Source organism: Enterovibrio norvegicus FF-33 (assembly GCF_000286835.2).
Lineage (GTDB): Bacteria > Pseudomonadota > Gammaproteobacteria > Enterobacterales > Vibrionaceae > Enterovibrio > Enterovibrio norvegicus_A.
In genome coordinates, this window is record NZ_AJYD02000011.1 from 12784 (window position 1) to 36110 (window position 23327).

At 48.4% G+C, this 23327-nt stretch carries 21 protein-coding genes and 1 tRNA gene; 10 read left to right on the plus strand and 12 right to left on the minus strand.

Annotation, left to right across the window (positions count from 1 at the left end):
• Positions 1-72 precede the first annotated feature (72 nt).
• A tRNA-Thr gene (locus A1OO_RS01665) sits at positions 73-148 on the plus strand.
• Positions 149-264: 116 nt separating this feature from the next.
• On the opposite strand, the gene mrcB is transcribed toward A1OO_RS01665, so the two are convergent.
• Both mrcB and hrpB read right to left on the minus strand, forming a co-directional pair.
• Positions 265-2607, minus strand: coding sequence for a penicillin-binding protein 1B (gene mrcB / locus A1OO_RS01670; protein WP_017005065.1), 2343 nt, complete (start codon positions 2605-2607; stop codon positions 265-267).
• 11 nt (positions 2608-2618) lie between these two features.
• On the minus strand, positions 2619-5078 hold the full coding sequence (gene hrpB, locus A1OO_RS01675) for an ATP-dependent helicase HrpB (RefSeq protein WP_016960700.1): 2460 nt from the start codon (positions 5076-5078) through the stop codon (positions 2619-2621).
• A gap of 161 nt (positions 5079-5239) precedes the next feature.
• Here hrpB and sfsA point away from each other — a divergent pair, with 161 nt between their 5' ends.
• From sfsA to panC, 7 genes are all read left to right on the plus strand, one after another.
• On the plus strand, positions 5240-5962 hold the full coding sequence (sfsA, locus tag A1OO_RS01680) for a DNA/RNA nuclease SfsA (protein WP_016960701.1): 723 nt from the start codon (positions 5240-5242) through the stop codon (positions 5960-5962).
• Positions 5963-6082: 120 nt separating this feature from the next.
• Positions 6083-6532: an RNA polymerase-binding protein DksA gene (gene dksA / locus A1OO_RS01685; RefSeq protein ID WP_016960702.1), complete on the plus strand. Its 450-nt coding sequence runs from the start codon at positions 6083-6085 to the stop codon at positions 6530-6532.
• 78 nt (positions 6533-6610) lie between these two features.
• Complete coding sequence (gene gluQRS / locus A1OO_RS01690) at positions 6611-7483, plus strand: tRNA glutamyl-Q(34) synthetase GluQRS (RefSeq protein ID WP_017005066.1); 873 nt, start codon at positions 6611-6613, stop codon at positions 7481-7483.
• A 68-nt stretch (positions 7484-7551) separates the two neighbouring features.
• Positions 7552-8970: a polynucleotide adenylyltransferase PcnB gene (pcnB, locus tag A1OO_RS01695; protein WP_083248027.1), complete on the plus strand. Its 1419-nt coding sequence runs from the start codon at positions 7552-7554 to the stop codon at positions 8968-8970.
• Positions 8967-9449: a 2-amino-4-hydroxy-6-hydroxymethyldihydropteridine diphosphokinase gene (gene folK / locus A1OO_RS01700; RefSeq protein WP_016960705.1), complete on the plus strand. Its 483-nt coding sequence runs from the start codon at positions 8967-8969 to the stop codon at positions 9447-9449. Before pcnB ends, folK begins: the two co-directional genes overlap by 4 nt.
• A gap of 51 nt (positions 9450-9500) precedes the next feature.
• Positions 9501-10295: a 3-methyl-2-oxobutanoate hydroxymethyltransferase gene (gene panB, locus A1OO_RS01705; RefSeq protein ID WP_016960706.1), complete on the plus strand. Its 795-nt coding sequence runs from the start codon at positions 9501-9503 to the stop codon at positions 10293-10295.
• Positions 10296-10309: 14 nt separating this feature from the next.
• The gene (gene panC / locus A1OO_RS01710; protein WP_016960707.1) at positions 10310-11188 is read left to right on the plus strand and encodes a pantoate--beta-alanine ligase; all 879 of its coding nucleotides are present in this window, start codon (positions 10310-10312) and stop codon (positions 11186-11188) included.
• 115 nt (positions 11189-11303) lie between these two features.
• On the opposite strand, the gene A1OO_RS01715 is transcribed toward panC, so the two are convergent.
• From A1OO_RS01715 to A1OO_RS01725, 3 genes are read right to left on the minus strand one after another with little or no spacing between them, the layout of a single operon-like run.
• A complete protein-coding gene (locus A1OO_RS01715; RefSeq protein WP_016960709.1) occupies positions 11304-12074 on the minus strand; it encodes an ABC transporter permease in 771 nt (256 codons plus the stop codon).
• On the minus strand, positions 12071-12994 hold the full coding sequence (locus A1OO_RS01720; RefSeq protein WP_016960710.1) for an ABC transporter ATP-binding protein: 924 nt from the start codon (positions 12992-12994) through the stop codon (positions 12071-12073). The genes A1OO_RS01715 and A1OO_RS01720 overlap by 4 nt, the downstream gene beginning before the upstream one ends.
• A 17-nt stretch (positions 12995-13011) precedes the next feature.
• Positions 13012-14664 (minus strand): SulP family inorganic anion transporter, encoded by a 1653-nt coding sequence (locus A1OO_RS01725; RefSeq protein WP_016960711.1) that lies wholly within the window; start codon positions 14662-14664, stop codon positions 13012-13014.
• Positions 14665-14873: 209 nt separating this feature from the next.
• Here A1OO_RS01725 and can point away from each other — a divergent pair, with 209 nt between their 5' ends.
• Complete coding sequence (gene can, locus A1OO_RS01730) at positions 14874-15524, plus strand: carbonate dehydratase (protein WP_016960712.1); 651 nt, start codon at positions 14874-14876, stop codon at positions 15522-15524.
• Between the two features lie 64 nt (positions 15525-15588).
• Here the strand turns inward: can and hpt are convergent, their stop codons facing one another.
• Complete coding sequence (hpt, locus tag A1OO_RS01735) at positions 15589-16122, minus strand: hypoxanthine phosphoribosyltransferase (protein WP_016960713.1); 534 nt, start codon at positions 16120-16122, stop codon at positions 15589-15591.
• Positions 16123-16367: 245 nt separating this feature from the next.
• On the opposite strand from hpt, the gene A1OO_RS01740 reads away from it, so the two are divergent.
• Positions 16368-16973, plus strand: coding sequence for a TetR/AcrR family transcriptional regulator (locus A1OO_RS01740; protein ID WP_016960714.1), 606 nt, complete (start codon positions 16368-16370; stop codon positions 16971-16973).
• 99 nt (positions 16974-17072) lie between these two features.
• Here the strand turns inward: A1OO_RS01740 and A1OO_RS01745 are convergent, their stop codons facing one another.
• The 6 genes from A1OO_RS01745 to A1OO_RS01770 all read right to left on the minus strand — a co-directional run bounded on the left by A1OO_RS01745 (position 17073) and on the right by A1OO_RS01770 (position 23237).
• Positions 17073-18101: an ABC transporter ATP-binding protein gene (locus A1OO_RS01745; RefSeq protein ID WP_017005067.1), complete on the minus strand. Its 1029-nt coding sequence runs from the start codon at positions 18099-18101 to the stop codon at positions 17073-17075.
• Complete coding sequence (locus A1OO_RS01750; RefSeq protein ID WP_016960716.1) at positions 18098-19729, minus strand: ABC transporter permease; 1632 nt, start codon at positions 19727-19729, stop codon at positions 18098-18100. The genes A1OO_RS01745 and A1OO_RS01750 overlap by 4 nt, the downstream gene beginning before the upstream one ends.
• A gap of 74 nt (positions 19730-19803) precedes the next feature.
• Positions 19804-20820, minus strand: a complete 1017-nt coding sequence (locus A1OO_RS01755; RefSeq protein ID WP_016960717.1) for a Fe(3+) ABC transporter substrate-binding protein — start codon at positions 20818-20820, stop codon at positions 19804-19806.
• Positions 20821-20987: 167 nt separating this feature from the next.
• Entirely contained in the window at positions 20988-22217 is a 1230-nt protein-coding gene (locus tag A1OO_RS01760) for an ammonium transporter (protein ID WP_017005068.1), read from the minus strand.
• 20 nt (positions 22218-22237) lie between these two features.
• A complete protein-coding gene (gene glnK / locus A1OO_RS01765) occupies positions 22238-22576 on the minus strand; it encodes a P-II family nitrogen regulator (RefSeq protein ID WP_002537421.1) in 339 nt (112 codons plus the stop codon).
• A 283-nt stretch (positions 22577-22859) separates the two neighbouring features.
• Complete coding sequence (locus tag A1OO_RS01770) at positions 22860-23237, minus strand: YacL family protein (protein ID WP_016960719.1); 378 nt, start codon at positions 23235-23237, stop codon at positions 22860-22862.
• Positions 23238-23327: the final 90 nt, after the last annotated feature.

Here is a 23327-nt window from a genome sequence, read left to right on the forward strand (position 1 = left end):
CTTTTAGTAATCGCTACTAGCGGTTACGAGGAAATGGTCTTCACGAAGAAGCAACGTTTCCAAAGTTTGTGTGCCGGCTTAGCTCAGTTGGTAGAGCAACTGACTTGTAATCAGTAGGTCACCAGTTCGACTCCGGTAGCCGGCACCATCTTTACGAAAGCCTCGTCATTGACGAGGCTTTTTCGTATCTGGATTTTGAATATCTTCGCTTACCAAACCCTAGGACTTTCCTTTCCTAGGGTCTGTTATTCGTAGTTTAAAGCCTCAATCAAACAAACTATTAAACCAACCCACCGGGTCCGGTTTATCACAACGCTTGCGCCAGTATCCTTTCGGATCCCACATTGGTAATTTCTGTTTGCTAAAGCAATTCGTCACGTATTGTCCCTCCTGTACTTGATACGGCACGCTAGTGACTTCTGAAGGCCAATTCAAAATGAGCTTTTTTGGCTGTCTCGCCGTGATGTAATCGGTGTAAACACGCAATGCACCCGAAGAGCCGGTGAGTTTCGTCGGCTTATTGTCATCTCTCCCCAACCATACCGTCACCACTTCGCGCCCATCAATACCGACGTACCAGCTGTCTCGGTTTTTATCTGTGGTCCCCGTTTTCCCTGCCAATGACGCCCAAGCAAGAGACGTATTGAGATATCGTGCCGTACCTTCTTTGACAACATGCTTCATGGCGTACATGGTCAGCCAACTGGCTTGCTCAGGTAGCGTTTGGCTTGATTTAGGCCAATTGCGATAAAGCACTTGGCCTTCTAGGGTCACGACAGCTCTTAGTGCCGTCAGTTCTGCCTTGCGTCCACCACTGCCTAGCGTTTGGAACATTTGCGTGACTTCCATCGGCGTTAAGGTAAATGCACCTAGCAGTAATGAAGGTACGCGGGTTATCTGATCTGGGTTCACGCCCAAATCATCAAAGGTGGACACGACCTTATCTAGCCCTAACGCCAAGCCAAGATTAACGGTAGGTATGTTATAAGAGTGCGCTAATGCTTGAAGTAAAGGCACTTGACCACGGTATTTTCTGTCGTAATTACGCGGACGCCATTCGCTGCCTTGATCGCCTTTGAGCACCAAAGGCTTGTCATCAAGTGGTGTCGCAAGGTTATATTTATCAGGCTGGGACAATGCGGCTAAGTAAACCGCTGGTTTGGACAACGAACCAATCTGGCGACTGCCATTCAGTGCACGGTTGAAACCCGCATAGCCGGGACGACTGCCGCCCACCATGGCGCGGATTTCACCGCTCTGGCGATCAGCAATGACAACGGCGGCTTCCAATTCCTCTCCAGCCACCTTCTTCAGCGCCTTAACCTTGTTAACCACGGTCTTTTCAATCAATGACTGTGACAGTGGATCTAAGGTACTGAATACACGGAGGCCACTTTCAGGGTTGAAGTCACTCCCGACTCGCTCACGAATTTCGCGCGTCAGCTGCTCAAAGTAAGCGGGCTGCCTGCTATTAAGGCTTGGCGATTTCTGCACATCGAGTTTACGCGCAGCGGCTTGCGCATACTGGTTGGCAGTCAGCACACCATTTTCCATCATCATTCGTAAGATGAGATCTCGACGCTCTTGCGCACGTTCAGGGTGGCGCCAAGGGTTATAGTAAGACGGTCCTTTTACCGTGCCCACCAGCATCGCCAATTGATCAATACGTAGCTCTTCGATCGGACGACCGAAATAGAGCCTTGCCCCTAACGGGAAACCATGTACCGACTGCCCACGCGCTTGACCTAAATAGACTTCATTGAGATAGGCTTCCAGAATACGGTCTTTGCTATATCGATAATCGAGAATAATCGCAATGTACGCTTCCTGCACTTTGCGCCACAGGGTGCGGTCACGGGTGAGAAACAGGTTTTTAGCCAACTGCTGCGTCAAGGTTGAACCACCTTGCACGGTACGTCCTGCTTTCAAGTTTACGACCATGGCGCGAGCGATGGCTAATGGCGACACGCCGTCATGGTGGTAGAAATCACGGTCTTCGGTTGTGAGCAAAGCATCAACCAAAAATTCAGGGAAACGCTCACGAGGCATGAAGATACGTTGCTCGTCAGTGTTGGACTCCATCATGCCGAGCAGTTTAGGCTCAATGCGCAAATAGCCGCGTTGTTTGCCGCTATCGAGTTGCTTAATAGAGGTAACACCTTGCGCGTCAAACGTTAGCATCACATGCTGTGCACTCTCAGGCCCATCTTCAAACTCGAAAGGACGACGAATAATTTCGACGCGGTTTTTAGATGCGGAGTATTCCCCCGCGCGAGTCGGTGAACGCACTTTATTGTAATTGAGCAGGTCTAATTCACGCTTTAAGGTGGTGATATCCACCGAATCGCCAGGCGCTAGATGTAATATTCGTCCATAAACCACCGCAGGCAGTTGCCAGATCTGTCCGTCAAAGCGGTCGCGAATTTTCCCATCAAGGTAAATACCCAGAATGGCGAGGGCTGCGATACCCACCAGCCCTAACTTAAAGCCCAGAGACAGCAGTTTCTTGCCCCAGCCTTTTGACGGTGGCGTTTTTTTCTTCTTGGCCGCGGGCGTAGAAGATTTACGCGTGCGGCTCGTGGTTTTCTTGGGAGTCTGTTTAGTCATGAATGTGGGGTTCAGGCGTCCGGTTTAAAATGGCGTTTGGTTAATGTCGTCGGCTGATGATTCGCAGGATCGTCCGGCCACACATGTTTCGGGTATCTACCCTTCATTTCTTTTTGCACGTCACGGTATGTGCCTTGCCAAAAGCCCGCGAGATCTTGCGTGATCTGCAAAGGGCGTTGCGCGGGACTCAGTAATTCCACCAGCAAAGTCACCTTGCCATCAGCAATCGCTGGAGACTGCGCCTGCCCATACATTTCCTGCATACGTACCGCGAGCGTTGGTTTTTGATCGAGTTGATAACGAATAGCGTGTCGAAACCCCGTTGGCACTTGATACGTTTCTGGCAACAATCGGTTCAGCTCTTTGGTCGTCGCCCAACCAAACCACGCTTCCAGCGCACTAAAGATATCGACTTTTTTCAGATCCTTCATTGAGCGCACGCCCGTCATAAAAGGCGCTAGCCACTCATCCAACGAAGAAAGCATACTTTCCTCATCGAGTGAAGGCAGTGTGATCGGCAGTTGCCATGCCTGCGCACAACGTGCACGTACCAACAGGCTTTCAGTTTTCTTCGGCAAATCCAAACACGCTAAGCCTTTTCGTTTGATGGCATGCAGTAATGCTTGCGTCATCATCTCATCGTTTCGCTGAGTGATGGGTTTGCGTGACAGGATAATCTCGCCACAGCACATTTGCATTTCCGCGACCAATGCGCCTTTTTTATCATCCCAGTCTACCCACTCTCGCTGAGAAAACAGTGAAGGCTGCAGGGTTTGTAGCGTTGAAAAGTCAGCTCTGCATGCAGTGAAAATACGGCTATCGCCTTGCGACACACTCATAAGATCAACGGCGATCAAAGCTTCTTCGCCTGAGAGCGGATGATCGGCATCGATCTGCGCACCATGGCCGTTACTTAATAAGAAGCGACCATTGTTGCCTCGAGATTTAGCGATACGGTCAGGCCACGCCGACGCTGCCAGCACAGGCAAGATATGTGGGTTAATGTCTGAAGACAATATTGCCCCCAAACGGCCCGCAAGCTGAGAAGCCCGTTGTCGATGCGGTCCTTTCTGCGCAGCAATCATGGAAAGTTGCAGTCTTAAATCAGGTTCTGTCTTTCCACGAAGTGGCTCTTCTGCCCAAGCAGCTAGCCAACATGCCGTTGAGATAGCGTCATCCCCCAACATGTTGGCGGTATAGAGCATGGCCCCGAGTCGTGCGTCCGTGCCAAACGCCACCACCTTCTTGCCTTTGGCGGTCAATGCACTATTTGTATCAAGTACGCCCAATTGCTGAAGTAGCTTAACGGCTTGCTGCCAATGTGCCGTGGGCGGAAGGTCAAGCCATTGCAAATCTTGCGCACCACAGCCCCACAGCACAACCTCCAACACCAGTTGCATCAGATCGCTGGTGACAATTTCAGGATCAGGCACGGCTCGCATACGCTGGAAAGTATCTTCACTATATAGACGAAGGCAAATCCCCTCGGATAATCGCCCTGCTCGCCCCATTCGCTGAATGGCGGATGAGCGAGAAATCTGAACCGTTTCCAGCTTGGTGATCCCAGATTTACGATTAAACCGCGCAACGCGCTCTAGGCCTGAATCCACCACTAGGCGAATACCTTCAATGGTCAAACTGGTTTCGGCAATATTGGTCGCCAGTACCACTTTACGTTTGCCATTGGGCGCTGGCGCAATCGCGTCTTGCTGTTCGTTGGCGGAAAGCTGCCCATATAAAGGACAAATCATCACATGACTTGGGACGATTTCAGCCAGCGCACTGGCAGTACGTTTGATTTCTGCCACACCCGGCAAGAAGACCAGTGCCGAACCTTCCTCTTTATTAATGAGTTTGGCTATTGCACTGGCAACGGCACTTTCATAACCATACTGCCGAGCAATTGTGAAATAGCGGGCCTCGACAGGAAAACTTCGACCTTCAGAAGACACAACGGCAGCATCAGGTAACAACCCACTTAACGCGTCGCTATCGAGCGTGGCAGACATCACCAGTAAGGTCAGGTCATCGCGCAGCCCCGCTTGAACATCCAGTGAGAGTGCTAGCGCCAAATCAGCGTGTAAGCTTCGCTCATGGAATTCATCAAAAATCACCAAGCTGACACCCTCAAGCTCAGGGTCAGATTGGATCATTTTTGTCAGCACCCCTTCGGTGACAATTTCAATGCGAGTTTTGTCACTTACACGGGTTTCACCGCGAACGCGCAAGCCAACGGTTTCGCCGACTCGCTCTCCGCGTTGCGATGCGAGAAAGCGAGCAATATTACGCGCGGCAAGACGACGGGGTTCAAGCAGGATAATTTTTCCGTCGAAAACCTCTCGCTCTAGCAGTACCAGCGGCAAGCGTGTTGACTTACCCGCACCTGGTGGTGCTTGTAAAATCACATGTGAACAAGTGTGCAATGCAGATATCACGTCATCAAGGACGCTATCGATGGGGAGCTGTGACAAATCAAAAGCCTTTGTGTCAGAATTACCTGCAGAGTATACCCGAGTCACTTCAAGATGCAGGGTTCCGATACCACCAAAACGAAGACACTGTATTCACTGCCCCAATCGCAGGGCACTGTCAGGATTACAATGCGTATTTCATTCGCACAGCAAGGACGTCCATGAAATTTGAACCCGCTTTAAAATCAGCAACCCTACTTCGCCGCTACAAACGCTTTCTGGCTGACGTGCAATTGCCCGATGGCAGTGAACGTACTATTCATTGTGCTAATACTGGGGCAATGACAGGCTGTGCGACTCCGGGCGACAAAGTGTGGTATTCCACATCAGATAACGTGAAGCGCAAATACCCAAACAGTTGGGAGCTGACTGAAACAAAAGCGGGCCATATGATTTGCGTCAACACTGCGCAGGCAAACCGTTTGGTTGTTGAGGCAATAAAAGAAGGGGCAATAAAAGAACTTGAAGGTTACCCCACCCTTCGAACTGAAGTGGCTTACGGAGAAGAAAAAAGCCGAATCGATGTCTTGTTGCAATCCCCGACGCGAGAAGACTGCTTTATAGAAGTGAAAAGTGTCACATTACTCGAAGACAATGATCAGGGCTATTTTCCCGATACAGTCACAACGCGAGGCCAAAAACACCTCAGAGAATTAGCAACCTTGGCGCAACAAGGAAAACGTGCCGTTCTCCTCTTCGCAGTGCTTCACTCTGGCATTGACAAGGTTTCACCAGCAAAACATATAGATGCGGTCTATAATCAGTTACTTATAGAAGCTGAGTCGCTTGGTGTGGAAATTCTGTGTTATCAAGCCTCACTCTCATCAGAGATGATGAGCATAAATAATAGGGTCCTGTTTTCCCAGTTTCGAGAAAAAATGTAGACATCTTCACACTGGGATTACATGAGGCGAAAACAAAGATTGCCTCACTATAGGGTTTCTGATATAGATACCGCCCTCTTTTGACCAAGCAGGTCAGGGTGTATTTAGGAGAACGCTTACATGCCAGAAAGCAAAGTTAAAAGATCGCTAGGCATCCTGGCTACGGCTGGGTTAGAACCTTACCAAGAGAAGGCTGGCGAGGAATACATGAATGATCTACAAGTAGATCATTTCCGTAAAATCCTCCAAGCGTGGCGCAACCAGCTCAGAGAAGAAGTTGACCGTACTGTGCACCATATGCAAGACGAAGCAGCAAACTTCCCTGATCCAGTAGACCGTGCTGCACAAGAAGAAGAATTCAGCCTTGAACTACGCAACCGTGACCGTGAGCGTAAGCTGATCAAGAAAATTGACAAAACATTGCAACGTCTGGAAGACGACGATTTCGGCTTCTGCGATTCATGTGGTGTAGAGATTGGCGTTCGCCGCCTTGAAGCTCGCCCGACCGCAGATATGTGCATCGATTGCAAAACTTTGGCAGAGATCAAAGAGAAGCAAATGGCAGGCTAAGCCTACCGCTTCATCGAGATTAATGGCAAAAAGGGAGCGGATGCTCCCTTTTTCCTTTTTACGGTAGGGTAAATCACCATGCAGTACGTCGGGCGCTTTGCCCCTTCTCCTTCAGGTCCTCTCCATTTTGGATCACTGGTCGCTGCTCTCGGCAGTTACTTGCAAGCACGTGCCAATCAAGGGCATTGGCTAGTACGTATAGAAGACATTGATCCACCTCGTGAAGTAAAAGGCTCCGCCGACGCGATTTTACACACGCTAGATGCCTACGGTTTGCATTGGGACGACACCGTGTTGTATCAACACACACGCTATGACGCCTATCAATCTCAAATCGAGACGTGGCTGAATGATGAAAACGCCTATTTCTGCCAATGTACACGTAGACAAATCAAGGATTCAGGTGGAATTTACCTCGGTACGTGTCGCCATAGAACCTTAAATAGCGAACATTCCGCCGTACGTATTTGTATCGATAATCCCGTTGCTGAATTCATCGACATCAAACATGGCACCATACAAATGGATAGCACCATGGCGACAGAAGATTTTATAATCAAACGTCGTGATGGTTTATTCGCTTATAATCTTGCTGTTGTCTTGGACGATATTTATCAAGGTGTGACCGAAGTTGTCAGAGGCGCCGATCTGATCGAGCCGACTGGCAGACAAGTTTCTCTTTATCAGAAACTCGACGCATCCCCTGTCAGTTATTTGCATTTGCCACTTGCACTCAACGCTGACGGGAATAAGCTTTCTAAACAAAACCACGCACCCGCAATCGACAATGCAAATCCAGGCCCAGCCTTGGAAGCGGCAATGGCCTTTTTAGGTCATCACGTTCCCGTCGACTTACACGGTGCGAATAGGGAAGAATTGTTACTTTGGGGCATCGAAAATTGGCAGATCCGTAAATTGCCAATTGCCACGGAAGTGATTACAGCTTTCTAAAATGCGAGGGCGTGATATATGATATGCCGTCGTTTTTATAGACCGACCTGTCAAATACGAGGTGAGTTATCTTTAATCGAGTTACCAGCTTTTGCCGTAAGGTATTGAATCGCGATAACAAAACACGCGAGGTTACTGACCTAAAGCTTGAAGTTATTCCTCGCCAAGAGCACGGTATATCAAGAAAAGGTATCAGCGAAAATGCGCTGAAAGTGCTTTACCGCCTGAATAAAGCGGGTTTTGAGGCATATCTTGTTGGCGGCGGCGTGCGTGATTTAATGCTAAATACGCAACCAAAAGACTTCGATATCGCAACCAATGCGACCCCGGAAGAGGTACGTAAGCTTTTCCGTAACTGCCGTTTAGTCGGCCGTCGCTTCCGCCTTGCTCATATCCTTTTTGGACGAGATGTCATTGAAGTGGCAACGTTCCGTGGACACCACGGCAGCGAAAAGGGCGAGAAAGGTGAAAAAAGTGAAAAGGGCGAGAAGAATGCCAGTCAATCAAATGATGGCATGCTACTTCGTGACAACGTCTATGGCTCTATTGATGAAGATGCCGAACGCCGCGACTTCACCGTTAATGCCCTGTATTACAACATCGACGATTTCTCGATACGCGATTATGCTGGCGGTGTTGAAGACCTTAACAACCGCGTGATACGCCTTATTGGCGATCCAGAAACACGCTATCGTGAAGATCCGGTTCGCATGCTTCGCGCCGTGCGCTTTGCTGCCAAGCTAGACATGACCGTGAATGAAGCCACTGCTGCTCCAATTCCAGCGCTGGCTCATTTGTTGCGGGATATTCCCGCTGCGCGTCTGTTTGAAGAAAGCTTGAAACTGCTTCAGTCTGGTTACGGTTCACAGACCTACAAACTGTTGCGTGATTTCAATCTATTTACGCCGCTGTTTCCTATCTTGAGTGAACACTTCACCGAAGATCGCAACAGCAAGTGCGAGCAAATGATAGAGCTTGTGCTGAAATCAACAGATGAACGTGTTGCTAGCGAACAACGTATCAATCCGGCCTTTATGTTTGCCGCGATGCTATGGTACCCGCTAGAAACTCGCGCGGAAGAAATTGCCTTCGAAAGCGGTCTAAGTTACTACGATGCCTTTATGGTCGCGGCAAACGACATACTGGACGAGCAAGTTAAAAGCATTGCTATTCCACGTCGATTTACCGCCATGATCCGAGACATCTGGCAACTTCAGCTTCGCCTGAGCCGTCGTTCTGGCACTCGCGCATACAAGCTACTGGAACAAAACAAGTTCCGCGCTGCGTTTGATTTCCTTGAGATGCGTGGTGAAATCGAAGGCGGTCAGTTGCAAGAACTGGCGCAGTGGTGGGATGACTTCCAAAAAGCTGACCGTGATGGACGTAACGACATGGTGCAAGTGCTGAACAAAGCCAGCTCGGCCAAGAAAGTACGCCGTCGTCGTAAAGCTAAGCCGCGTCGCCGGAAGCCGACCCAAGAATCATGATCCGAGCTTACATAGCGATAGGCAGCAATCTGGGTAATCCGGTAGAAAAAGCGCAGTGTGCTATTGAAGCACTGTCGCAGCTACCGGACAGCCAACTGACTGCTTGTTCATCGCTCTATAGTAGTAAGCCGATGGGTCCCTCAGACCAACCTGACTACGTGAATGCAGTGGTTTCTATTGACACCAAACTGCTTCCGTTGGATCTTCTTGATCACACACAACGTATTGAGTTGGCGTTTGGTCGAGAGCGCAAAGATGAGCGCTGGGGACCACGAACACTAGATTTGGATATTCTCCTTTATGGTGATGTCCAACTAGAGAGTGAACGGTTAACCGTTCCACACTACGGGATGAAAGTACGGGAATTCGTGCTTTTCCCTCTCGCCGAAATAGCCCCTGACTTGCACCTGCCCGATGGCAGTGCTGTCGCCGATTTAGTCGCCGTCACGGATAAGAACGGTCTGACTGCTATCGCGTAAGCACAAAAGCCTCAGCATCAACACCATAGCAAGCAGGGTTTGGGAGACGATATGAAAAAAATTACGATAAATACCTTAATGGCATGGAAGCAAGAGGGACGTAAATTTGCCTCGGCAACGGCTTATGATGCTAGCTTTGCTCAACTTTTTGAAGCACAAGAAATGCCCGTCCTGCTTGTTGGCGATTCACTCGGTATGGTATTGCAGGGTAAAAGTGACACCCTGACCGTATCCGTTGATGAAATTGCCTACCACACGCGCAGCGTTCGTGCAGGAAGCCCAAATTGCCTCCTAATGGCTGACATGCCTTTCATGTCTTTTGCCACGCCAGAGCAAGCCTGCGCTAATGCCGCCGAATTAATAAAGGCTGGCGCCAATATGGTGAAACTGGAAGGCGGTGCTTGGCTTGCCGAGACCGTAACCATGTTGACTCAGCGTGCCGTACCTGTGTGTGCTCACCTTGGTCTAACACCTCAATCTGTCAATGTTTTTGGTGGTTTCAGAGTGCAAGGTCGTGACGAAGTCAAAGCCGAGCAAATGGTACAAGATGCTTTGGCATTAGAAAAAGCAGGTGCACAAGTTATTTTGCTGGAATGCGTACCTAAAGCCTTAGCCGCACGTATCACTGACGCCGTGCGCGTCCCTGTGATTGGCATTGGTGCGGGCAACGCGACCGATGGTCAAATTCTGGTGATGCACGACATGTTTGGCATTTCAGCCAACTACATTCCGCGCTTTTCAAAAAACTACCTCGCGAGCACAGGCGACATGCGTCAAGCCGTTTCGCGATATATCGAAGAAGTTGCAACTGGCGAGTTTCCTGGCCCAGAGCAGACGTTTAATTAAGGAATGCTGAATTTATGCAAGTGATCGCTGACATTGCCCCACTACGAGATCAGATCCTTCAATGGCGTCGTGACGGGCAGCGAATTGCATTCGTCCCTACCATGGGGCATCTTCACGATGGCCACCTAACTTTGGTTCGACGAGCGCGTGAAAACGCCGATATTGTGGTAGTCAGCATTTTCGTCAACCCTATGCAATTCGACAAAGCAGACGATTTAGCGGCCTACCCTCGTACCTTAGATGAAGATGTTGCCAAGCTAAACAGCGAAGGGGTAGAAGTGGTGTTTACACCATCCCCAGAGATGATGTACCCCAATGGCATGGAACAACACTCATTTGTTGATGTACCTGGCCTTTCGAGCATTCTTGAAGGATCATCACGACCAGGACACTTCAAAGGTGTCGCGACGGTCGTCAGCAAACTATTTAACATGGTTCAGCCTGATGTTGCCTGCTTTGGTGAGAAAGACTACCAACAACTTGCCGTGATCAACAAAATGGTCAACGACCTGTGTATGCCGGTTGAGATTGTTCCCGTGCCCACGGTACGTGAAATGGATGGTCTGGCAATGAGTAGTCGAAACACTCGCTTGACGGTTGACGAGCGTCAACGTGCGCCCGTACTCGCCAAAACACTTCGTTGGATGAGCAGCCAAATGCGCGGTGGTCGCACCGATTACAGTGAATTGATCCTTGATGGCAACGACCAACTTCGAGCCGCAGGCTTGGAGCCCGATGACATTTTCATTCGTGATGCTCATACTCTGTTGCCTATCGTGGAGCAGTCTTCCAAAGCGGTTATCCTTGCGTCGTGCATGCTTGGACAAGTGCGTCTCATCGACAACCTGAGTGTGGACTTAGCGCCGCCCATCAGCGATGACAGCGAAGAGTGATGCAAAGCGCAACACCGAATAAACACGAGATAAACAAAAACCGCCGAAAGGCGGTTTTTGCTTTTTCGCATCAAACGCACCCGTTGATGCAAACTCATGTTGTGATTTCGGGTGACTAGCTTCTTAAACCAATACCTCGACTAATGAGATACCACGCGATGGTATACAGCACAGCAATCGCCCCAATGAGCACGGAAAATGAGGTATAGATACTCACATCTGACACGCCCAAGAAGCCATAACGGAAAGCATTCACCATGTAAACAATAGGATTTAGCTTAGACACGCCCTGCCAGAATTCAGGTAATAAGGACAGCGAATAGAATACACCGCCAAGGTAGGTCAACGGTGTCAGGATAAACGTTGGAATGATACTGATGTCATCGAACGTTTTCGCATACACCGCGTTAATCAAACCGCCGAGAGAAAACAAGATCGACGTGAGCAACACAGTCGCGACAATCACGCCAAGATGAGCGATGTTCAGATCGACAAAAAACATCGATACAACCGACACGATAAGCCCAACGGCCAAACCACGGCTCACTCCGCCGCCCACATAGCCCGCGATAATGATGTAATTCGGCACAGGCGCGACCATTAGCTCTTCAATGTTGCGCTGCATTTTGGTGCTAAAGAATGACGAGGCGACATTCGAATATGAATTGGTGATCACCGACATCATGATCAAACCCGGCACGATATACGCCATATAACTAAAACCGCCCATCTCACCGATGCGGCTACCGATAAGGTTACCGAAGATGACGAAATACAAGGTCATGGTAATGGCGGGGGGTACCAAGGTTTGCACCCAAATGCGGCTGTATCGCGTAATTTCTTTGATCAGCAAGCTTTTAAAAGCGACCCAATAGGCTTTGTTCATGCAGAAGTCCCCTCGCTGTTGCGCACTAAATTCACGAAGAGTTCTTCCAATCGGTTCGCTTTGTTTCGCATAGATTGCACTTGGATACCTTGTTCTGACAACTGTGCAAACACCGTATTCAACCCCGTGTTTTTATGGATTTCCACTTCCAACGTGTGATCATCAACTTGCTGCCACTTTACGTTTTCTAACTTCGTCACCTTACTGTCTGGCGCAAGGTCTAACACGAAGGTTTCCACATCCAGTTTTTTCAGCAGCGCCTTCATCGACGTATCTTCCACCAACTCTCCACGGTTAATAATGCCGATGTTTCGACACAGCATTTCCGCCTCTTCGAGGTAATGGGTGGTCAAGATAATGGTGATACCTTGCTCGTTGATTTCCTTCAAAAACGTCCACATTGATCGACGTAATTCGATATCAACGCCCGCTGTGGGTTCATCAAGGATGAGAAGCTTAGGCTCATGCATCAATGCACGCGCAATCATCAACCTACGTTTCATGCCACCAGATAACGTTCGAGAAGGTTCATCACGCTTCTCCCACAAATCCAGCAGTGTTAGGTACTTCTTCGAACGCACTTTAGCTTCTGCACGATCAACGCCGTAGTATCCCGCTTGGTTGAGAAGAATTTGTTCAACTTTTTCGTATTGGTTGAAATTAAACTCTTGCGGCACCAAGCCAAGCTGCCTTTTGGCATCAACAAGATGAGTATCAATGTCGTAACCAAAAATTTTCACTTTGCCGGACGTCTTATTCACCAAAGAGCTAATAATGCCAATGGTGGTGGACTTTCCTGCGCCGTTAGGGCCCAGCAGGGCATAAAAATCACCCTGTTGTACCGATAACGACACGCCTTTAAGTGCATGAACGTCCTTGCCATACACTTTGATCAGGTTATCTATCTCGATTGCTTTCATAAATAGTTTTAATTCTTTTAAGGCATGACTTCCGTTAACCGCTTTGCGGCATGCAATGCGTCGTGACGAGAGTCGAACGTGTGCGCATCATTGACCCAATCACCCACATGAAGGCGTTCCAATTGCTCTCTTGTTTGCTGATGAGGACATAAAAGGAAAACGGTGCAGTTCACTTCACGGGCATCTTTGATGGCATTTTCAAGCGCAAGACCAACGGTCATGTCGATCAGAGGCACATCGCTCAAATCCAAAATCATGACACGATATTCACCAATTCGGGCATGTTGCCGCGAAATAGCTTTTGATACGCTGAAGATCATTGGGCCGGACAGATAGAAAAACAACACCTTTCCATCAGAACTGTCTAATAGCGCCCGTTCATCTTCACTCAGGGGCACATCATCATCATCGGCATCACTGATGGCTTTCACTTGCTTGGCCTGCTCGCGACTCAAACGCTCAATAATCACGATGTTGGAGATAAAAACCCCAAGCCCCACCGCCACAATCAAATCCACAAACACAGTTAATGCCATCACTCCATACATGATGGCAGTTTGATGCAAACTGACCTTGTGCGCTCGTTGCAAAAAACTCCAATCAAGTATGTTGATACCGACATACAAAGCAATACCCGCCAACACAGCCATTGGAATCGGTTCGGTTAAAAAGCCGGCCACCAATACCACCGCTGCAAGGATCAAGGCGCGAACGATTCCCGAAAGCGGTGAACGCGCCCCCACCTGCACATTCACCACAGTTCCCATGGTGGCACCTGCGCCAGGCAATGCACCAAACAGACCCGAAATCATGTTTGCAATGCCTTGACCACGAAGCTCTTTATCTGAATTGTGCTCTTCACGAGTCAATGAATCCGCGATAACCGCAGTCAGCAAGGTATCAATACAACCGAGCGTGCCTAGAACCAGCGCGTCAATCACCATGGTTGTGAGCATTTCTGGCGTAAAGGTGGGCATGACCATTGAAGGTAGACCTGTAGGAATTTCACCGATACGGCGAATACTGTCGAGGTCGAACAACATGAGTGAAAGCAAGGTCACGAGTACCAACGCCACTAATTGAGCAGGCACGTAGCGGCGGTATTTTTTAGGAAAGAGGAAAAGAATGGCAAGGGTCGAAAGCCCAAGAAACAGCTCTTTAAAACTAAGATTAGCGACGGTATCAGGAAAGGCCTGAAGTGTCCCTATCACCCCTCCTGCCGGCGCTGCGTGCCCCATGAGCGGGCTGATTTGCAGCAAAATTAGAATGACACCGATACCCGACATAAAACCGGATATGACGCTATAGGGCATTAACGTGATGTACTTGCCCAGCTTGAGGGTGCCGAGAAGCACCTGAAATGCACCTGCCATCATGACCACAGTAAAGGTCATGGCCAACCCTGTTTCCGGATAACGCGCCATCATCGACGTCAATACTGCCGTCATGATCACAGTCATCGGCCCTGTAGGCTCTGAGATCAGACTTGATGAACCACCAAACAGAGCGGCAAATAATCCAACGAGAATTGCGCCCCATAAGCCCGCTTCAGCGCCAGCTCCCGACGCAACACCAAATGCGAGTGCGAGAGGTAAAGAAATAATCGCGGTCGTTACACCACCAAAAATGTCACCTTTTAGGCTCCATTGTTTGAATCGGTCAAAATTCACAACTTGCTCCCTTTTATTACTTCCTTTTCGGCAAGCCACCGAATTGCGCCGTTAGTATACCGATGAAACACAATTTGAGGGATCTGTTATACCAATGCTAATGCTGGTAAGAGGAGCTAATATGTTGAGAAGGAAGTGTTAAATTGTATCTAATTATGATCTTGAGTGGTGTATAGTATCTCGCAGCGCAAGTTTTGAGGGGAGTCTTCATGGCACAAATTAAGCAGCTTTTTGCGAACAATGTGAAATGGTCAAAAACCATCAAGAAAGACAGTCCGGCTTACTTTGCCGAGCTTGCTCAATCACAACATCCAGAATATTTATGGATTGGTTGTGCGGACAGCCGTGTTCCCGCAGAGCGGCTGACGGGCTTAGATTCTGGTGAGCTTTTCGTTCACCGTAACGTCGCCAACCAAGTCATTCACACTGATTTGAATTGCCTGTCCGTCGTGCAATATGCCGTGGATGTTCTCCAAGTCAAACACATCATTATCTGTGGTCATTACCGTTGTGGTGGTGTTCATGCCGCAATCGAAAACCTTGAACTTGGCCTAATTAACAACTGGCTCCTTCATATTCGTGACATTTACCGCAAGCACAAAAGCTACTTAAGCTCCCTCAGCCTTGAAGAGCAAGGCAACAGGCTGTGCGAAATAAATGTAGCGGAACAGGTATACAACCTTGGCAACTCCACCATTCTTCGATCAGCATGGGAACGAGGCCAGGACGTCAAGATACACGGCTGGTTCTATGATATCAGCGATGGCGTGTTAAAAGACTTGGGTATGAATGCCAACAGCCTTAAAACGTTAGAAGCGGTATATGAAGATGCAATGGCTGAATTGATCCCCGACAAATAGCCGAAGTAACGAAATATAAAATGAACACAAAAAAGCGACCAACGTGGTCGCTTTTTTCATGCCATCAATCTTCCAATGGAACGACTTTGCCAATGTATGGCAGATGACGATATTTCTGAGCGTAATCGATACCTACACCCACAACAAATTCATCTGGGATTTTAAAGCCATACCAATCAACATGAACATCCACTTCGCGACGCTCAGGTTTATCTAGCAAGGTACAGATGCGAATAGATTTAGGCTCACGAATAGACAAGATTTCACACACTTTGCTCAGCGTATTCCCTGTATCGATGATGTCCTCGACCAAAAGCACGTCTTTGCCTTTAATGTCATCATCCAAATCTTTCAGAATACGCACATCGCGAGTACTTTCCATCGCGTTGCCATAGCTAGAGGCTGTCATAAAATCAACGGTATGTGGCAATTCTATGGCGCGAGCAAGATCTGCCATAAAAACAAATGAGCCACGCAATAGGCCCACCATCACTAAATCTTCAGAGCCTTTATAGTGTTCTGTAATTTCAGCGCCTAGCACTTTCACGCGCTGTTGGACTTCCTGCTCTGAAATCATCACTTCTACGGTATGTTTCATTATAAACCTCGACGGTTTTCCGCCTGACTACCTGTGTAAATGAGGTTGAGTATTCTATCACTGTGCAAACTCGACGCCTACTCTCGATACACGTCAAAATTTCGACGCTTTATATGGACAGTTCGTTGTTCTGCAACTTGTTGCTGTTGTACACTTTGCAAGCAGTTGTTAAATATCACATTAAACCTATATAAATATTGCAAATTGCAAAAATTATTAGCGAGTTAAAGTTGGCAGGAACCAGGATGGCTACTTCAAGTGGACGTACAAGAACCCGATTGTCGCCGGAGCAGAGAAAAGAACAACTGCTCGGATATGCGCTTGAGGTGTTTTCAAAGCGCGGCATCGGACGCGCAGGGCATGCAGACATCGCCGATATGGCAAATGTCTCTGTGGCTACCGTATTTAACTATTTTTCAACCCGTGAAGAGTTGGTTGATGTTGTACTCAACCAAGCGGAAAAAGAGTTTCAACAACTCATTTCCCACAATATTAAACTTGGCAACGGCGATGCACATGCATCCCTATCTCACGTCGCATCAGCATTAATCAATGCGGCATTAGATGATAAAGAGTGGCTCAAAGTCTGGTTTGAATGGAGCACCTCCATTCGTGAGGATATTTGGCCAAACTTTGTCAATGGCAAGAACGTCGTACTGGAGCAATACGCAAGTTTGTTTGAGCAAGGCATTGCATCAAAAACACTGCCTGCTAATCGAGAGCCCATGGAAATGGCTCGGATGTTCGATGGCGTATGTTACATACTTTATTTGCAAGCCCATCAGCAACCTGACAAGGACGCATTAACCCGTCAGGCTGAAGGCTACATAGACATGCTTTGCAGTAAATAAGCGAAATATTGAGTACTAAGCAGTAAACCAATGTGCTTAATTAAAAAAACCGGCTATTCGCCGGTTTTCTTTTGTCTGCACATTATATACCGCGAACATTTACTGCGAAGCAAACAGGACAGGCGGGTGTGGACGGATATTGAGATTGACGGTATCGCCCATTTCCAGTAACTGGTTTGAATACACCATCAATGTCTGGTCATTCACTTTCACCAGATAGCGACAACTGTCTCCCATAAACTGGGCATCTATCACGACCCCTTCACCCGATGCATCGGATGAAATGGTCAGGTTTTGTGGACGAATGAGCCATTCGAGCATGGTTTCATTTTCAGCGTGCTCAATCGGCCACTCACCAAATGGAGTACTCATCGAGTTGTCACCATTCAGTGATACGGGTACATACGAACCGTGACCGAGAAAATCAGCCACAAAGCGACTGCTTGGCTGGTAATACAAGGTGGTGGCATTGCCATATTGCTCAATCACACCATGATTCATCACTGCCAGCTTATCGGCGAAAGCAAACGCCTCTTCTCGACTGTGTGTCACAAAGATCGCCGTCACGCCCTGCTCTTTGAAGATTTTACGGATTTCCTTTATCAAGCTATGACGCACTTGCGTGTCAATATTTGAAAACGGTTCATCTAGCAATAAGAGATCAGGTTTACACGCCAGTGCACGAGCAATCGCAACGCGTTGCTGCTGACCGCCAGACAATTGGTGTGGATAGCGACTTTCCAATCCCTCCAGCTTCACCAACACCAGCATTTCTTGCACCCGTGCCATCACATCAGCTTTCTTCCAGCCGGAGAGGCCAAAAGAAACATTTTCAGCCACGGTCAAGTGAGGGAACAAGGCATAATCTTGAAAAATCATGCCGATGTTACGCTGCTCAGGCGGAACATTGAGGTGATCGTCCATGATCGGGCGGCCATTGATGGTCATCTTTCCGCTATCTAATGGCAACAGACCTGCAATCGCTTTCAACAATGTCGTCTTGCCGCAACCGCTGGCACCCAACAAACAGACAATCTCGCCTTTTTCAACGCTAAACGACAAGTCGCTTAACACGGCCTGACCATTGTAACGACAGATTAAATTGCTAACAGTTAGCGCATCACTCATGAGTGGCTTTGCTCCAAAGAACGGTTAATCATGATCAGGGGGACCAGCCCCACCAGTACCAGAAGCACCGCGGGCAACGCTGCATATTCAAGATGCTCATCCGAGGCATAGTTGAACACGAAAGTCGCCAGCGTTTCGAAGTTGAACGGGCGCAGTAACAGCGCAGCATTCAGCTCTTTCATCGACTCGATGAACACCAATAACATCGCAATCAAACACCCTCGACGAACAAGCGGTAAATGCACACGCTGGATCATCCCACGCACGTTGCAGCCCATGGTTCGCGCCGCCATATCTAACGAGGGCGATACTTTCGCTAAACTTGATTCCACACTGCCAATCGCCACGGCACTGAATCGCACCACAAACGCCATTAACAACGCAAACATGGTGCCAGAGAAGAGCAGCCCTGGCCTGCCCCAGTCCATCGCTTTGGCAATGTCATTAATAAGATGATCGGCGCTGGTCAAAAAGATAAGTACACCAATGGCCAATACTGTTCCTGGCACGGCATAACCCAGTGATGCCATACGCATCGGAATGCTACTGACCGCATTGCCAGCAAGGCGGCGATAAAAATTAACGACAAGCGCGATAACCAATGCCGCAACTGCTGCAATAGTAGACACGTATAAGCTGTTTACGCTGTATTGCGCGAAATCTTGTATCGAGCTACTCGCATGGTAATCCCACGCGTAAATGACAAGTTGAGCCAAAGGGGCAACAAAAGCGATCACAAACAATCCCCAGCACCATATCGTCGCGAGGAATTTGTACTTCCCTTGTAATGGCGTTTTGGCGATCTTGTCTGGCGACACATTCTGGCTAAACAGTTTTTGCTTGCGGCGACTGTAACGCTCGGCACTTATCAGCAAGAAAATCACCACCAACATAATGGCCGATATTTTTGCTGCCGCATTAAGGTTGGAGTAACCCAGCCACGTATCGTATACCGCGGTCGTTAGTGTACTCACGGCAAAATAGCTGACGGTACCAAAGTCTCCAAGCGCTTCCATCGCTACTAAAGAAGCACCCACCGCAATGGCTGGACGCGCAAGTGGTAGAGAAATACGGAAAAAGCTTTGCAGCGGCGAGCATCCCATTAAACGAGCAGACTGGGTGAGCGTCAGGCTTTGCTCCATAAACGCAGCGCGAGCGAGCAAATAGATATATGGGTGCAGAACCAGTGACAGTACAAAACACGCACCTGGCAAGGTTCTTAAATCAGGAAACCAATATTGCGCGGCAGATGTCCACCCAGTTATGTCTCTAAGAAACATCTGAATGGGGCCAGCAAAATCAAACCAATCGGTATAGATATAACCCACGATATAGCCTGGCATCGCGAGTGGCAGTACAAGTGCCCACTGAAGCCAGCGGTCACCGGGTATCGAATAGTTGGCCATTAACCACGCTGAAGGGATCCCCATGAGCAGTGACAAACACACGGTGCCAACAACCAAAAGGGCAGTATTGAGGGTATAGGTTCCCATTACCGTCGACATCAGGTGACCAAACACTTGGTCGGATTCACCTATCGCGGTATAGAAGATCGCTAAAATCGGCAAAACCAGCAGTAAGGATAATACCCAGCTGCTGGTTTTCAAAAATCGGTTCTGTTCTAACATTGCCTACTACAAATTGGCGTCAGAGTGCTGCAAGGGGGAACAGTGCTCCCCCTTAACCGCTTAGATCGAAGCGATTACAAATCAAACTTCGTTTCATCAAGAAGCTTCATCGCCTTCTCATGATTCTCTGCAACGGTTTCCAGAGGCAGTTTGTCTGCACGGTAATCGCCCCATGATGCCACCAGCTCAGAGCTTGCTGCGCCCGGCTTAACTGGATCTTCATAGTTCAGTTCCGCGTACATTTTCTGTGCCACGTCTGACGTCAAAAACTCCATCAGTTTTTGCGCATTATCTTTATTAGGTGCGAATTTCGCCATGGCCATGCCACTCACGTTAACGTGAGCGCCTTGCGCATTTTGACCTGGGTAGTTCAGATAAACTGCTTCAGCCCATGCGTGCTGTTTTTCATCAGCCAGCATTTTGCCGAGGTAGTAACTGTTGCCCAGAGAAATGTCACACAGACCTTCGGAAATGGCTTTAACTTGCGCTCGGTCGTTGCCCTGTGGCTTACGTGCCAAGTTAGCTTTTACGCCTTCGAGCCATGCCTTTGCTTCTGCTTCGCCGTGATTTGCTATCACAGATGAAACAAGGGACACATTGTATGGGTGTTTACCTGAGCGAGTACAGATTTTTCCTTTCCATTCAGGCTTAGCGAGATCCATGTAGTCAAAATCGTCGCCTAATTTACCAACACGGTCGCGTGAAGAGTAAACACTGCGAGAGCGCAACGTCAGTGCAAACCAACGATCATCGCTATCACGAAACTGTGAAGGAACGTTTTCATCAATCACAGTGCTATCAACAGATTGGATCAAATCCTTATTGACCAATTCTTTCAAGCGAGCAATATCCACCGTCAGCAATACGTCGGCTGGGCTGTATTCGCCTTCCTGTTGAAGCTTTTCAGCCAAACCTTCTTTTGCAAACTTAACGTTTACTTTAATACCGGTTTCTTTGGTGAACGCGTCTAGCATTGGCTCTATCAAAAATGGCTGGCGGTAAGAATAGACATTCACTTCTTCCGCAGCGTTTGCCGCGCCCGCGCCTAAAACTCCTAGCATCAGTGCCGATGCTGACAGCAAATTTTTCATTCCTTGGCCTTCCTAAACTGTAATGAGAACGTTTATCAATGCGATTAGTATACACATCCTTATTTACGGTGCAACAAAATGTGCATGAACGAAAAGCAAAAAAAGCCCCGCATTTTGCAATGCAGGGCTAGCTATTGAGTTAAAGCGAACTCGTTTAGCGCTAAATATTATCTCACGCTGACGAACTCAGGGTAAGCATCCACACCACAATCGTGGAAATCCATGCCTTCAAGCTCTTCTTCCTCAGTGACACGAATACCCATGGTGGCTTTCAGTACAGCCCAGACCAAGAGGCTTGCACCAAATACCCAAGCGAAGATAACTGCCGCACCGAACAACTGTGCACCAAACGATGCATCTGCATTGCTGAATGGCACGACCATCAGACCGAACAAACCACACGTACCGTGCACTGAGATTGCACCCACTGGATCATCAATTTTCACTTTATCTAGGCCAACGATACTGATAACAACCAATGCACCTGCTAAGCCACCGATAACCAAGGCCGCAACTGGCGATGGTGACAATGGGTCAGCAGTGATGGCGACTAAGCCCGCCAAGGCGCCATTCAGAACCATGGTCAAGTCAGCTTTGCCCCACGTTGCTTTACAGACACCCAGCGCAACCAAAGCACCTGTCGCTGCCGCAGCATTGGTGTTCAAGAAAATTTGACCCACCGCTGTTGCGTTTTCAAAATCTGAAATCATCAGCTGTGAGCCGCCGTTAAAGCCGAACCAACCGAACCACAGGATAAAGGTACCCAAGGTTGCCAATGGCAGGTTTGAGCCTTGAATTGGATAGATTTGACCGTTCTTACCGTATTTACCTTTACGAGCACCTAGCAGCAACACACCCGCCAATGCGGCAGAAGCACCTGCCATGTGAACGATGCCTGAGCCAGCGAAATCGCTAAAGCCTGCTTCTGACAAGAAGCCACCGCCCCATGTCCAGTAACCTTCCATTGGGTAAATAAAGGCAGTCAGAATCACAGAGAAAACCAAGAAAGCCCACAGTTTCATGCGCTCAGCAACCGCGCCAGAAACCACAGACATTGCCGTTGCAACGAAGACAACTTGGAAGAAGAAGTCAGAAGCCAGAGAGTGATCCGCGCCTTCGCTTTGTACGCCAATCAACATGCCTAATGACGGCAACCAGCCACCTTCAGAGTTATCGACATACATGATGTTGTAGCCCACCAAAAGGTAAGTGGTACAGGCAATCGCATACAAACACACGTTTTTAGTTAATATTTCAGTGGTATTTTTTGAACGCACCAAGCCCGCTTCTAACATGGCAAAGCCTGCGGCCATCCACATCACCAGCGCACCAGAAATCAAGAAGAAAAAGGTATCGAGTGCGTAACGCAACTCTGTCACAGTGGTTGATAATTCCATTTTCAGTACTCCCTTAAACCTTAAATTGCTTCCGCATCCATCTCGCCAGTACGAATACGTACCGCTTGCTGGAGGTCATAAACAAAAATCTTTCCATCACCAATCTTGCCGGTCTGCGCCGCCTTGCTGATCGCTTCGATAATTTCGTCCACGTTTTCACTGTGCGCTGCAATTTCCAGCTTCACTTTTGGCAGAAAATCGACCTGATATTCTGCGCCGCGATACAGCTCTGTGTGACCTTTTTGACGACCAAAGCCTTTCACTTCAGATACCGTCATTCCATCCACGCCGACTTCGGCGAGTGCTTCACGCACGTCATCGAGCTTAAATGGCTTGATAATCGCATTGATAAGTTTCATTCCCGTCTCCTTGAAGAACCGTATTTAAGATGTTCTGTACAAATACATAACAAATCACGTGCCAGTTTTTATTATCGTTAAAATACAACAGCTTAACCAGACATCAGGTTGATCGGCAATTCATTGCGCACTAACTTGGTGCAGAGGGTTCACTAATTTCATGCAGAGAATGGCGTGCGGGGAATAGATGCACCAATACGTGGCGAATGGAAAAGCAGACAAGGATTAGAAAGGAAGTTGGGCATACAGCAGCAGCGCGCTGTATCACCCTTAAATCATAGTGTTAGCGACCGTATCGACGAATAAAGTCTTGCCATGCCTCTAGCACTAAAAGGAGATCTTCTGGTCCGCAAACAGACACGCTTTCTTCTTCATAGGTATGAAAATCATGCTCTGGCATTTCTTCATCGTGGTTTTCCAGCATTGCATTGGCTTGCACCACGGCTTCTTCTTGTGTCAACTGCAACAAAAATACCTTACCCGGGCGATCCCACTCGCCACCATGATTTATGACACGGTTAAGGTTTTCCAAAACCCTATCAATTTCAGCGTGATCTGTTGCCAGTTCATCAATGAGCCAACGTCCTAGCGCTTCATGTCCCATAGAGAGAGTGACATGAAAGCTGTCGTCTAAAGTATTGCGTCGAAATTCGTAATCCACGTGCTATCCTCGATATCACAACCTTTGCCAGCCGCAGGAATGCAAGGCACGCTGGCAAGTTAGAAAAGTTTGCTCATTTTCAGGATCTCG

What these genes read in the sequence shown, in the direction of transcription:
- A1OO_RS01715 (WP_016960709.1), bottom strand. Translation starts at nt 12,074, where the DNA reads ATGAACAAAGCCTATTGGGTCGCTTTTAAAAGCTTGCTGATCAAAGAA.
- A1OO_RS01755 (WP_016960717.1), bottom strand. Translation starts at nt 20,820, where the DNA reads ATGAAAAATTTGCTGTCAGCATCGGCACTGATGCTAGGAGTTTTAGGC.
- mrcB (WP_017005065.1), bottom strand. Translation starts at nt 2,607, where the DNA reads ATGACTAAACAGACTCCCAAGAAAACCACGAGCCGCACGCGTAAATCT.
- A1OO_RS01745 (WP_017005067.1), bottom strand. Translation starts at nt 18,101, where the DNA reads ATGAGTGATGCGCTAACTGTTAGCAATTTAATCTGTCGTTACAATGGT.
- A1OO_RS01750 (WP_016960716.1), bottom strand. Translation starts at nt 19,729, where the DNA reads ATGTTAGAACAGAACCGATTTTTGAAAACCAGCAGCTGGGTATTATCC.
- panB (WP_016960706.1), top strand. Translation starts at nt 9,501, where the DNA reads ATGAAAAAAATTACGATAAATACCTTAATGGCATGGAAGCAAGAGGGA.
- glnK (WP_002537421.1), bottom strand. Translation starts at nt 22,576, where the DNA reads ATGAAACTTATCAATGCGATTATCAAGCCATTTAAGCTCGATGACGTG.
- A1OO_RS01760 (WP_017005068.1), bottom strand. Translation starts at nt 22,217, where the DNA reads ATGGAATTATCAACCACTGTGACAGAGTTGCGTTACGCACTCGATACC.
- gluQRS (WP_017005066.1), top strand. Translation starts at nt 6,611, where the DNA reads ATGCAGTACGTCGGGCGCTTTGCCCCTTCTCCTTCAGGTCCTCTCCAT.
- A1OO_RS01720 (WP_016960710.1), bottom strand. Translation starts at nt 12,994, where the DNA reads ATGAAAGCAATCGAGATAGATAACCTGATCAAAGTGTATGGCAAGGAC.
- hpt (WP_016960713.1), bottom strand. Translation starts at nt 16,122, where the DNA reads ATGAAACATACCGTAGAAGTGATGATTTCAGAGCAGGAAGTCCAACAG.
- A1OO_RS01740 (WP_016960714.1), top strand. Translation starts at nt 16,368, where the DNA reads ATGGCTACTTCAAGTGGACGTACAAGAACCCGATTGTCGCCGGAGCAG.
- panC (WP_016960707.1), top strand. Translation starts at nt 10,310, where the DNA reads ATGCAAGTGATCGCTGACATTGCCCCACTACGAGATCAGATCCTTCAA.
- sfsA (WP_016960701.1), top strand. Translation starts at nt 5,240, where the DNA reads ATGAAATTTGAACCCGCTTTAAAATCAGCAACCCTACTTCGCCGCTAC.
- can (WP_016960712.1), top strand. Translation starts at nt 14,874, where the DNA reads ATGGCACAAATTAAGCAGCTTTTTGCGAACAATGTGAAATGGTCAAAA.
- dksA (WP_016960702.1), top strand. Translation starts at nt 6,083, where the DNA reads ATGCCAGAAAGCAAAGTTAAAAGATCGCTAGGCATCCTGGCTACGGCT.
- folK (WP_016960705.1), top strand. Translation starts at nt 8,967, where the DNA reads ATGATCCGAGCTTACATAGCGATAGGCAGCAATCTGGGTAATCCGGTA.